Source organism: Donghicola tyrosinivorans (assembly GCF_003003355.1).
GTDB classification, from domain to species: Bacteria; Pseudomonadota; Alphaproteobacteria; order Rhodobacterales; family Rhodobacteraceae; genus Donghicola; species Donghicola tyrosinivorans.
The window spans coordinates 85,443-96,895 of sequence record NZ_PVTQ01000001.1; the positions used below are offsets into that span (position 1 = coordinate 85,443).

The window sequence follows — 11,453 nt, forward strand, 5'->3', positions numbered from 1 at the left end:
GAGGCGCCGTCATCCCGGTAGGCGCTGATGGTGTCAACTCGCGAGACTTTTGTTTCGCCTCCAGAACTCGACCTTACACCCTGGGCCTTGGCTCAGGGTATTTTTTTGCCTGCTGGTTTAGGTATGGCAAACATATGGCAAACGTACTGACGTTGGGTGTATCTGATGGGAACGGATGTGTGCTTTAATGAATCGATATGGTGAGAATAGACTTCAAAATATTTTCTTTCTTTCGATTGGCTTCTCTATTGTATTCATCTGATTGAGAAGTTTCATGTTGCCTTTGATGACGTCTGAAATATAGTTTTCGTATTTGTAGTATTCGTTTGAGTTGTTTAGCCTTAGGTGGTGCGAGTTTATCCCGTAAGGATCTGCGCAAATTAAAAATAGGCTTTGATCAGTCTTGCCATTTTTGTTTGTGTGAGTGATTTTTATAGGTGCGAACCAGTTCCCGTCTGGTAAGTGGTCTATTCTTATGCCAAAGGCAGCATATTGGTCAGATTTCAAGATTGGTACGCGAAATCCATTTTTGAACCTAAATGAATTTTCCTTGCATTCCAAAGAGCAATTGCCTTGGCCTGTTTCATCGTACTCTCTGCATAATTCGACGAAAACATCATTTGCAGTATTTCCTAGAGACTGGATGAAAAAATCCACAAGCGTCTCAGTATTGCTAAACGGCCCCAGTTTTGGGTTCGACGACGATTCAATTTTCGCGGAGTGAACACGTACATCCACAATCTGGATAGTTGCTCGTGCACTTTGAATTGCTTGCTTGTGTCGAAGCTCAAAGTCTAATTTCATAATTTGTCTTTGCTTCTCAGCGTTTTGCTCGAGACGTTCTTGGCTTTTTGAAGTTCTTTCGACCGCATATGCTTGGTCAGCGTTCGCGCTTGCTGTAGCATGGAGTTCTTCGTTGCTAATTCTTAGCTGCTCCCCTTGCTGTTGGTACCCGAGAATAAGCCAGAAAAAGGCCAGAGGACCAGTTGCGCCTGCGAAGAAATCTCCCCATTCGTTCGGGGCCATTGCATGGTAGACATCCCAATATATGTAGATTCGAGCTACGATGTAGGTTGTCACCGCTGTGGTTATAAATGTGGCAAGGATTCTGATAGTCTCTGCTTTGAATTTCTGAGTGGCCATCAAACATCCACATCCTCGACGAACTTCGCGTTCTCCTGAATGTACTCGAAACGCAGTTCGGGCTTTTTGCCCATGAGACGCTCGACCAGATCGCCGGTTTCGCCGGGGGTGTCCTCGTCAATCGACACGCGAATGAGCTGCCGCGTGGCGGGGTTCATGGTGGTGTCTTTGAGGTCTTTGGCGTCCATCTCACCCAGACCTTTAAAACGGCTGACATCAATCTTGCCGCGGCCGCCGAGGCCTTTTTTCAGCCAGTGGTCCCGCTCGGCCTCATCCTGACAGTAGACGCGGTGCGCCCCTTGGGTCAGGCGATAGAGCGGCGGGCAGGCCAGATAGAGGTGGCCGTGGTCAATCATCGGCCGCATCTGGGTAAAGAAGAAGGTCATCAGCAGCGCGGCGATGTGGGCGCCGTCCACGTCCGCATCGGTCATGATGATGATTTTGTCGTAGCGCAGGTCATCCACGTTGAACTTGCTGCCAAGGCCAACCCCCAGCGCCTGTGACAGATCGCTGATTTCTTGGTTGCTGCCCAGTTTCGAACTGGCGGCCCCCAGAACGTTCAGGATTTTCCCGCGCAGGGGCAGGAGGGCCTGGGTTTTCCGGTCACGGGCCATTTTGGCAGAGCCGCCGGCCGAGTCGCCCTCGACCAGAAACAGTTCGGTGCCGTCGCGGTTGGTGGCCGAACAGTCCACCAGCTTGCCCGGTAGGCGCAGTTTCTTGGTGGCGGTTTTGCGGGCGGTCTCTTTTTCCTGACGGCGGCGGAGGCGTTCTTCGGCACGCAGGACGAGGAAATCAAGGATGGCGCCTGCGGATTTGGTGTCAGCGGCGAGCCAGTTGTCGAAGTGGTCGCGGACCGAGTTTTCCACCCATTTGGCGGCTTCTTCGGTGGAGAGGCGGTCTTTGGTCTGGCCGACGAAAGAGGGTTCGCGGATGAAGATCGACAGGAGGGCGCAGCCGCCGGTGATCAGGTCTTCGCGGGTGATTTGCGCGGCCTTTTTGTTGTTCGCCAGTTCCCCGTAGGCGCGGATGCCTTTGAGGATTGCCGCCCAGAAGCCGGTCTCATGGGTGCCGCCTTCGGGGGTGGGAACGGTGTTGGTGTAGGACTGGATGTAGCCATCGCGCATGGGCGTCCAGTTGATTGCCCACTCGACCGAGCCGGGGACGTTGAATTTGTCCTGAAAGCTGACTTTGCCCGCGAAGGGGCGGTCGGAGTAGGTGGTGACACCTTTCAGGGATTCGTTGAGGAAGTCCGAGAGGCCGTTGGGGAAGTGGAAGGTAGCTTCCAGCGGGGTCTCGTTGTCGTTGACGGCGGTTTTCCAGCGGATTTCAACGCCCGAGAAGAGGTAGGCCTTGGAGCGGACCATCTTGAAGAGGCGGGCAGGCTTGAGTTTGAGCGAGCCGAAGATCTCGGGGTCGGCGTGGAAGGTGACGGTGGTGCCGCGGCGGTTGGGGGCGGCGCCGATTTTCTCGACCGGGCCTTGGGGGACGCCGCGGGAGAAGCGCTGTTCGAACAGTTCCTTGTTCTTGGCGACCTGCACGATCATCAAATCGGAGAGGGCGTTCACCACCGAGGAGCCGACGCCGTTGAGGCCGCCGGAGGTGGAGTAGGCTTTGTTCGAGAATTTGCCGCCTGCGTGGAGGGTGCAGAGGATGACCTCGAGCGCGGATTTGCCCGGGAATTTGGGGTGCGGGTCGATCGGGATGCCGCGGCCGTTGTCGCGGACGGTGATCGAGTGATCCTCATGCAGTTCCACTTCGATGCGGGTGGCGTGGCCAGCGACCGCTTCGTCCATGGAGTTGTCGAGGATTTCAGCCACCATGTGGTGCAGGGCGCGTTCGTCCGTGCCGCCGATATACATGCCGGGGCGCTTGCGCACGGGTTCCAGACCCTCGAGCACCTCAATGGAGGAGGCGTCATAGGTTTCCGCTTCGGTCCCGTGGAGAAGATCGTCGGACATGCTGCTCGCTTTCTTTGGTAGCTTTGGGAGCTAGAGATACAGCAGCTTGTGGGCGGGGGGCAAGACGGGCAAGGCGGATGGTGTGTTTGGCGCGGGTTCGCTGTGAGTATTTTGGTCAAGAAGAAGGCCGCGGGGCCGTGCGGTATGAGTGGCTGGTGCTGTGGGGCGGCCCTTGGGGAGATGAGTATTTTTGCAATAAAGAAGTTGTGGGCGTTGGGCGTGGAAGCGGTCTGCCTTAGGCGCGGTGGGACATAAGGATCAGTGCGCCGACGGCCAGCGTGATGCCGATGATGTCGCGGGCTGTGAGGCTTTCGCCGAAGGCGGTGACGCCGAGGGCCGTGAGGGCCAGAAGCGTGAAGATGGCCGCAGCGACGGCCATTTGCGCCAGTGTGATGTGGTGCATGGCCGCAAACCAGAGCGCGGCCGAGACGGCGTAGAGGGCGCAGGCCAGCAGCACTTTCGGGGCGCCGAAGGTCAGGCCTTGGTCGGCGGCAAGTTTGATAAAGTAGTCTCCTGCGATGATCACAAGCGTTGCCAGCGCGCAGAAGACATAGCCGAGGGTCAGGCTCATGGCGGGTCTCCAATCGGGTGTGATGTTTGATGATTGGTCGAGTGTAAGGGGCAGCGCGGGTCTGTGCCAAAGCTTGAGTCGCATGGGTGAGGAATACGTGACCCTTGCCCGCATAATTTTGCGGGGCTGCCCTTGGGGAATGTGCTGGAAAAGTCAGTTATGGCCTGCGCTTTCTGCAATCGCCTTATTTTATTGGGGTTGGAGAGGGGCTGAGAAGATTCGGGTTTGACCCATCTCAAGGCGCGATTGTGCGTAGGGGTGCAGAATGTGGGCCTTGATGCGAAAGGAGCCTGACATGACCGAGACCCCTGTAACTGTGCTGGATGAGACCCCGATGGCGGATGCAGCCGCTGCGCCGTTGCCGGAGATCGGGCAAGAGGCCCCTGTGGAGTTGCGTAAGCCCCATGTGGCCAGCCCTGAAGAGGTCCGGAGGGCCTTCGAGACAGGCGAGTATCCTTACGACGTGAAGATGTCCCGTCGGGCCTATGAGCGCGAGAAGGCCAAGTTGCAGGCAGAGTTGTTGAAGGTTCAGCTCTGGGCGCAAGAGACTGACCAGCGCTTTGTGATCCTGTTTGAAGGGCGCGATGCAGCGGGCAAAGGGGGGACCATCAAGCGCTTTATGGAGCATCTGAACCCGCGGGCGGCCCGTGTGGTGGCGCTGAACAAGCCCACGTGGGAGGAATCCGGTCAGTGGTATTTCCAGCGCTATGTGAAAGAGCTGCCGACGGTAGGGGAAATGGTGTTCTATGACCGCAGTTGGTACAACCGCGCCGGTGTCGAGCGGGTCATGGGGTTCTGTGAGCCGAACGACTATCTGGAGTTCATGCGGCAGGCGCCGGAGTTGGAGCGGATGTTGGTACGCTCTGGGATTCGGCTGTACAAGTACTGGTTCTCGGTCACGCAGGATGAGCAGAAGCGCCGCTTTGAGGCCCGTGAGACCGATCCGCTGAAGCGCTGGAAGCTGTCGCCCATCGATAAGGCCAGTCTGACCAAGTGGGATGATTACACCGAGGCGAAAGAGGCGATGTTCTTTTACACCGACACCGCCGATGCCCCTTGGACGATCGTCAAATCCAACGACAAGAAGCGTGCGCGGTTGAACTGCATGCGGCATTTCCTGAGCTCGATCGATTATCCGGGTAAGGACCATAAAGTTGTGCGTGCGCCCGATCCGTTGATTGTGGGTGGGGCCAGCCATGTGATCCACAAGTCCGAGCATATTCTGGGGTCGGCCTTGCATCCCGATCAGCGGCGCAGCGAGGGCTGAGGCCTCACGGCAAATTCAGGCCGATCGGGGGGTCGGGCCGTTGCGCCGATGCGGCGCGCGGCCTAATTCTGCGCCTATGAATTATCGTGTTTTGCAGATGGCGGCCCTTGGGGCGCTGATGTTTGGGCCGGCCATTGCGCGGGCCCATCCGCATATCTTTATCGAAACCCGTTTGGTGGTGCGCACCGATGGCGCGGGTGCTGTCAGCGGCGTTGAGGTTCAGTGGACCTATGACGAGTTGTATTCGATGATGCTGCTGGATGAGATGGGGCTGGATCAGGACTATGACGGGGTTCTGGCAGATGGCGAGGCTGCGGCGTTGGACGGGTTCGATATGAACTGGCAGCCGGGCTATGCGGGCGATCTGTATCTTTGGCAGGGCGACGGGGCGCTGGAATTGGGCGCGCCCGAGCCTTTGGAAAGCGCATATGAAGGTGGCCGCGTGGTCAGCCGCCATTTCCGCCACTTAGCCGCGCCAGTATCGGGAGAGGTGCGGATCAAGGCCTATGATCCGACGTTCTACACGGCCTATGATCTGGGCGGCGGGGTAGATGTGCCTGAGGGCTGCGAGGTCTCGGTCATCGTAGCGGACATCAAGGCGGCGCAGGATAAGGCCAACGCCTTGATCGAGGAATTGGGCATTCTGAACACCGATGTGGAATACCCCGAAGTGGGGGCCGAATTCGCGGATGAGGTAACTGTGTCATGCGGTGGCTAGGGTTTGCTGTTCTGGCCCTGTGCGGCGCGTTGGCGGTTTGGCTTTGGGGCTATGGCGGGATGGAGGATCTGTCCCGTTGGGCCGCCAGCGGTCAGCGCGATGTTCAAAACCAGATGGCGGGCGCCTTGCGCGGCATAAAGGCGGGGCAGGGCGCGGCTTTTTGGACGCTGATGGGTCTGTGCTTTGCCTACGGGTTTTTCCATGCGGCGGGTCCGGGTCACGGCAAGGTGCTGATCGGGGGCTATGGCCTTGGGCGCGATGTGGCGCGGGTCAAGCTGGCGGGGCTGGCTGTGGCCTCGTCCCTGGCGCAGGCGTTGACGGCGGTTGTGGTGGTTTATGCCGGTGTGGGCCTGTTCCAGCTGGGACGGGCGCAGCTTGAGGGTGTGGCCGAGAAGACGATGGCGCCGGTCAGCTACGGCGCGATTGCTTTGGTCGGTGTCTGGCTGGGCTTGCGCGGTGTGCGCCGGTGGTGGGCCAGCCGTCCGGTGGATCACCACGAACACCATGAAGGATGCGGCTGCGGCCATGCCCATGGGCCGGACCCTGAGGCGGCGGCAAAGGTAGGTAACTGGCGCGAGGCGGCGATTTTGATTGCCAGCATTGCCATTCGGCCCTGCACGGGGGCGATCTTTGTGCTTCTGCTGTGCTGGAAGCTGGGGATCGATCTGGCGGGGATTGCGGGGGCCTTTGTCATGGGGCTGGGAACGGCCAGTGTGACATTGCTGGTGGCCTTTGCCGCCCATGGTTTGCGGACCAGTGCCTTGATGCAAGTGGCGGGCGGCACAGGCGCATTGCGCCTTCAGGCCGTGATCGAGATCGCGGCGGGCGCAATTGTGTGCATCGCTGCAAGCCAGTTGTTGATGCGGGCGCTCTGAATCTTCTTGCCGCATCGACGGGCCGAGAATATTCCGACCATATGATCAAAAATCCTGCTCTTCCCTATCGCGACCATATTCGTGCGGTTGTTTTGCTGGGGCTGCCTTTGATTGGTGGCCATCTGGCGCAGTTTGCTATCTGGACCACGGACACGGTGATGCTTGGGCGCTATGGGGTCGAGCCTCTGGCGGCCTCGGTCCTTGCGGGCTCGCTGTTTATGACCTTGTTCATCATGGGGTCGGGCTTTGCTTGGGCGGTGCTGCCGATGGTGGCGGCTGCCGCTGCCGAAGGGGATGAGGTCTCGATCCGCCGGATCACCCGTATGGGCTTGTGGCTGAGCCTGCTGTTCGCCTTGCCTTGTATGGTGGTCTTTTATGCATCGGCGGTCGTGTTCGGCTGGATGGGGCAAGAGGCACAACTGGCAACCGATGCGCAGAGCTATTTGCAGATTGCTGGTTGGGGGATCATCCCCGGCCTCGCGGTGATGGTGCTGAAAAGCTATCTGGCCGCGCAAGAGCGTACGCAGGTGGTGCTGTGGATCACCGTGGTGGCGGCGATTGCGAACGGGGTCATCAACTATGCGCTGATCTTCGGCAATTGGGGCGCACCCGAGCTTGGCCTGCGCGGCGCGGCGATTGGCAGTGTCGCGGTGCAGGTGGTGTCTTTGATCGGCTGTATTCTTTATGCGCTGACGGTGCTGCCGCAGCACCATCTGTTCCAGCGGGTCTGGAGACCGGATTGGGAGTTCTTTCTGCGGGTCTTCAAACTGGGCGTGCCGATTGGTCTGACGAACCTGAGCGAAGTGGGCCTGTTTGCCACGTCTGCCATTCTGATCGGTTGGCTTGGGGCCGAGCCCTTGGCCGCCCATGGTATCGCCCTGCAAATCGCTACAGCGACCTTCATGGTGCATATGGGGCTGTCGAATGCGGCGACTGTGCGGGCAGGGGCATCTTACGGGCGACGGGATCGGGCGAACCTCAAGCGCGGCGGGATCACGGTGATCGCCCTGTCCTTGGGCGTGGTTGCCGTGACGCTGGCGCTGATGATCGCCATCCCTGACACGCTGGTCGGCCTGTTCCTAAGCGATGATGAACCCGCGCGGGACGAGATCCTTGCCATTGGCGTTAGCCTGCTGTTCATGGCCGCGCTGTTTCAGGTGGTGGATGCCATGCAGGTGCAGGCGCTGGGGCTGCTTCGGGGGCTGCAAGACAGCACCGTGCCGATGATCATGGCGGCGGTCAGCTATTGGCTGATCGGTCTGCCCTCGGCCTATGTGTTCGGGTTTGTGCTGGATTGGGGCGCGGTGGGGGTCTGGACGGGGCTGGTCTCTGGTCTGGCCAGCGCGGCGGTCCTGCTGATGGCGCGGTTCTGGCTGGTTACCTATCCGCGTATGGATGGCGCACCGCAGAGCGCCACCGATTTTGCATCACAAAACGTCTGACAAACCTAGTCGTCGTTCGTGTCCGTCTTATCCTGTGCGGCCATCAGCCGTTCGGCCTTTTTCCGCGTCAGGACCGAGCGCAGATCGTGCATGGCCAGCAGAAGCGAATCCGACACCGCCTCTAGCTGTTCATCGGTCGCACGGCTTTGCGCCCATTGGGTGGTCAGGTTCAGGTGATCGACCGAGCGCAGGATGTCGTCGATATCCCGCTCTGCCAAAACGCGGCGGCGCTTGACGATCCAGTCGGTGATGACCTCGATCTCTTCAGGGCTCAGTTCCCGACTGCCGTGGGGCTTGATCTCGCCGTTGCGGATGTTGACGACGGCGATCTGGTCCATCTCGATCCGGCGCATCCGGTTTTCCGTGTCGATACGGAAAACGAATGCGCCGTTCTCACGGGTGCGAAAGTAGAATTCGGGAAGCTCGGTCATGGAGATCCTTAGCTGAGACCTGCGCAGAAACGCTGGATGCGGAGGCATGCCTCTTTCAGTGCCTCGTCCGAGGCAGCATAGCTGATGCGGAAGTTGGGCGACAAGCCGAAGGCCGCGCCAAAGACCACAGCGACGCCTTCTTCTTCCAGAAGTGCCGTGGCGAAACTTTCGTCATCCTTGATCGCGCGGCCCCCTTTCGAGGTCTTGCCGATGCAGCCCGCGATGTTGGGATAGACGTAGAAGGCACCGTTGGGTGTGGGGCAGGTGACCCCATCGCTGTCGTTCAGCATCGAGACGACCAAGTCGCGGCGACGTTTGAACATTTCGTTGTTCGCAGGGATAAAGTCCTGCGGACCGTTCAACGCCTCGACCGCGGCCCATTGGCTGACCGAGCAGGGGTTTGTGGTGCTTTGACCTTGGATTTTGCGCATGGCGCCGATGATCACCTCGGGGCCAGCGGCATAGCCGATGCGCCAGCCGGTCATGGCATAGGTCTTGGATACGCCGTTGACGGTCAGGGTGCGGTCATAAAGGGCCGGCTCCACCTGCGCGGGGGTCGCGAATTCGAACCCGTCGAAGGTCAGGTGTTCATACATGTCATCGGTCAGCACATAGACGTGGGGGTGCTTCAGCAGCACGTCGGTCAACTGCTTCAGTTCATCCGCCGTGTAGCCTGCGCCCGTGGGGTTCGAGGGCGAGTTGAAGATGAACCATTTGGTCTTGTCGGTGATGGCTGCATCCAGCGCCTCGGGCGTCAGTTTGAAGCCCTGTTCGATGCCGCATTCCACGATCACCGGCTCACCGCCAGCAAGGCGCACCATATCGGGATAGCTGACCCAGTAGGGCGCGGGGATGATCACCTCATCGCCGGGGTTCAGGGTGGCCATCAGCGCATTATACAGCACCTGCTTGCCGCCCGTGCCTACGATCACCTGCGCAGGCGTGTAGCCCAGATTGTTGTCGCGGGCGAATTTCGCGCAAATGGCGTTCTTCAGCTCTGGGATGCCGTCGGGAGCGGTGTACTTCGTCTCGCCCCGGTTTATCGCATCAATAGCGGCGTCCTTGATGTGCTGGGGGGTGTCAAAGTCAGGCTCGCCTGCGCCGAGGCTGATCACATCCACCCCTGCGGCCTTCAGTTCGCGCGCTTTTTGGGTAACGGCCACTGTGGGAGAGGGTTTGACCCGCTCAAGCGCTTTGGACAACAAAGACATACGCGAACTCCGGCGATTTGAAACTCAGGTGCAACTGTCCTAGTCTGACGCCGAAAGTCGATCAAGCGGGTTCACAGGAAGGACAACAGATGAACGACAACTGGTATAGCGAAGATGCCGCAACTTTTGGCGATCGCGTGGCAGCTGCCCGCGAAGCCGCCGGAATGACACAGGCACAACTGGCCCGCCGCATGGGTATCAAGTTGGGAACATTGCAAAGTTGGGAGCAGGACCTGAACGAGCCCCGCGCCAACAAGCTGCAAATGATGGCAGGTTTGCTGAACGTTTCGCTGATGTGGCTGCTTAATGGTGAGGGCGACGGGCTTGACGGGCCGCCCGAAGAAGAGGACATCGCTCCTGAGGTCAGCGCTCTGCTGGGGGAAATGCGTGAATTGCGCACCCAGATCAAAAGCAGTGGCGACAAGCTGGCCCGACTGGAAAAGCGGCTGCGTGCCGCCCTGAAGGAGAGCTGATCCCGTGACCCAGATCACAGAAGACCGTGAAACCCGTCTGAAGCGTCTGAAAATGCGGTCCATGCGCCGTGGCATCAAAGAGATGGACCTGATCCTGATGGCCTATGCGGACAACCGTATGGCCGATCTGGATGCCCCCGCGCTGGACCTTTATGAGGCGCTGTTGGAAGAGAACGATCACGATCTTTACCAGTGGGTTAGCGGTCAGGCACCGACACCTTCGCAATATCTGGATCTGGTCACCGATATCGCGAAAGACCTGAATTTTAAGAAATAGGCCGCATTTTAGCCATCTTTCGCACGATTTAACCGAATATTCGGCAATTCCGCTCAGTGTGTCCTCATCAACCCACTGAGCGGAGATCGAAAGATGATGATGCATGCGCCGCCGGCTGCCTCGGCCGACCAAACCTATATCGCGCGCTATCTGGACACCCTGTCGCTGGTCGAACGGCTGCACCGGTTGCTGCTGGATGTGATCAAGGATGAATTCGAACGGCTGAACGTGCTGGAACTAAACGCGGTTCAGGGCCTGTTGTTGTTTAACATCGGTGACAACGAAGTGACGGCAGGCGAATTGAAAAGCCGCGGTTACTATCAAGGCAGTAACGTCAGCTATAATCTGAAAAAACTAGTCGAGATGGGCTATATGCACCATCAGCGCTGCGAAATGGATCGCCGCTCGGTGCGGGTGCGTCTGACCCAGCGCGGGCGCGATGTGCGCGATGTGGTTGAGAAACTGTTTCAGCGTCACGCCAGCGGCCTGCAAAAACGCGCGGTTCTGGATATGGACGGGATCGACACCATCGCAGGCGCGTTGAAACGGGTTGAACGCTATTGGGGCGATCAGATCCGCTACATTTACTGAGAAAGGGCCCCTGATTGGACCCTTTCCCGAGAGTGCCGGTTACCAGTGTCCGGTGTTCTCCATGCTGGCCCACGGCTCTTGCGGGGGCAGGGCATCACCCTCTTGCAGCAACTCGATCGAGATGTTGTCAGGGGAACGTACAAACGCCATATGCCCGTCGCGGGGCGGGCGGTTGATGGTAACGCCATTGTCCATCAGGGTTTGACACATCTCGTAGATGTTCGGCACCCGATAGGCCAAATGCCCGAAGTGGCGGCTGTCAGAAGGCAGGCCATCGTCTCCATCCCAGTTATAGGTCAGCTCGACAGGGCAGTCTTCTTGCCCTTCAGGAGCCATGAACACGAGGGAGAAACGCCCTTTTTCATAGTCCGAGCGGCGGGTCTGTTTCAGACCCAGCAGGGAAAAGAAGGCCATCGATTTCTCTAGATCCTTCACGCGGACCATGGTGTGCAGGTAACGGATACCCATTGGAACTCTCCTGTTAGCGTATGACTTG

General features: G+C 58.8%; 13 protein-coding genes. 7 read left to right on the forward strand and 6 right to left on the reverse strand.

The features are described 5' to 3' along the window. Positions 1–213: 213 nt before the first annotated feature. From CLV74_RS22970 to CLV74_RS00415, 3 genes are all read right to left on the reverse strand, one after another. Positions 214–1,143: a hypothetical protein gene (locus CLV74_RS22970; RefSeq protein ID WP_211298994.1), complete on the reverse strand. Its 930-nt coding sequence runs from the start codon at positions 1,141–1,143 to the stop codon at positions 214–216. Beyond that, on the reverse strand, positions 1,143–3,101 hold the full coding sequence (gene parE, locus CLV74_RS00410) for a DNA topoisomerase IV subunit B (protein WP_106262239.1): 1,959 nt from the start codon (positions 3,099–3,101) through the stop codon (positions 1,143–1,145). Before parE ends, CLV74_RS22970 begins: the two co-directional genes overlap by 1 nt. A gap of 235 nt (positions 3,102–3,336) precedes the next feature. Then, complete coding sequence (locus tag CLV74_RS00415; RefSeq protein ID WP_106262240.1) at positions 3,337–3,672, reverse strand: hypothetical protein; 336 nt, start codon at positions 3,670–3,672, stop codon at positions 3,337–3,339. Between the two features lie 295 nt (positions 3,673–3,967). Between CLV74_RS00415 and ppk2 the strand changes: the two genes are divergently transcribed. The 4 genes from ppk2 (at position 3,968) to CLV74_RS00435 (ending at position 7,974) form a co-directional block, all read left to right on the forward strand. Then, positions 3,968–4,939, forward strand: a complete 972-nt coding sequence (ppk2, locus tag CLV74_RS00420; RefSeq protein WP_106262241.1) for a polyphosphate kinase 2 — start codon at positions 3,968–3,970, stop codon at positions 4,937–4,939. Between the two features lie 76 nt (positions 4,940–5,015). Then, a complete protein-coding gene (locus CLV74_RS00425; RefSeq protein ID WP_106262242.1) occupies positions 5,016–5,657 on the forward strand; it encodes a DUF1007 family protein in 642 nt (213 codons plus the stop codon). Beyond that, positions 5,645–6,532 carry a nickel/cobalt transporter gene (locus CLV74_RS00430; protein WP_106262243.1) on the forward strand — a complete coding sequence of 296 codons (888 nt, stop codon included), beginning with the start codon at positions 5,645–5,647 and terminating at the stop codon, positions 6,530–6,532. Before CLV74_RS00425 ends, CLV74_RS00430 begins: the two co-directional genes overlap by 13 nt. A gap of 41 nt (positions 6,533–6,573) precedes the next feature. Further along, positions 6,574–7,974, forward strand: a complete 1,401-nt coding sequence (locus CLV74_RS00435) for an MATE family efflux transporter (protein WP_106262244.1) — start codon at positions 6,574–6,576, stop codon at positions 7,972–7,974. Between the two features lie 5 nt (positions 7,975–7,979). Here the strand turns inward: CLV74_RS00435 and CLV74_RS00440 are convergent, their stop codons facing one another. Both CLV74_RS00440 and CLV74_RS00445 read right to left on the reverse strand, forming a co-directional pair. Beyond that, complete coding sequence (locus CLV74_RS00440; RefSeq protein ID WP_106262245.1) at positions 7,980–8,405, reverse strand: hypothetical protein; 426 nt, start codon at positions 8,403–8,405, stop codon at positions 7,980–7,982. Positions 8,406–8,413: 8 nt separating this feature from the next. Next, complete coding sequence (locus CLV74_RS00445; RefSeq protein ID WP_106262246.1) at positions 8,414–9,616, reverse strand: pyridoxal phosphate-dependent aminotransferase; 1,203 nt, start codon at positions 9,614–9,616, stop codon at positions 8,414–8,416. A gap of 89 nt (positions 9,617–9,705) precedes the next feature. Here CLV74_RS00445 and CLV74_RS00450 point away from each other — a divergent pair, with 89 nt between their 5' ends. From CLV74_RS00450 to CLV74_RS00460, 3 genes are all read left to right on the forward strand, one after another. Continuing rightward, positions 9,706–10,089, forward strand: coding sequence for a helix-turn-helix domain-containing protein (locus CLV74_RS00450; protein WP_106262247.1), 384 nt, complete (start codon positions 9,706–9,708; stop codon positions 10,087–10,089). A gap of 13 nt (positions 10,090–10,102) precedes the next feature. Further along, on the forward strand, positions 10,103–10,366 hold the full coding sequence (locus CLV74_RS00455) for an FAD assembly factor SdhE (RefSeq protein ID WP_106262604.1): 264 nt from the start codon (positions 10,103–10,105) through the stop codon (positions 10,364–10,366). A 93-nt stretch (positions 10,367–10,459) separates the two neighbouring features. After that, a complete protein-coding gene (locus tag CLV74_RS00460; RefSeq protein WP_245888411.1) occupies positions 10,460–10,957 on the forward strand; it encodes a MarR family winged helix-turn-helix transcriptional regulator in 498 nt (165 codons plus the stop codon). 39 nt (positions 10,958–10,996) lie between these two features. Here the strand turns inward: CLV74_RS00460 and CLV74_RS00465 are convergent, their stop codons facing one another. Then, positions 10,997–11,425, reverse strand: a complete 429-nt coding sequence (locus tag CLV74_RS00465; RefSeq protein ID WP_106262248.1) for a VOC family protein — start codon at positions 11,423–11,425, stop codon at positions 10,997–10,999. Positions 11,426–11,453: the final 28 nt, after the last annotated feature.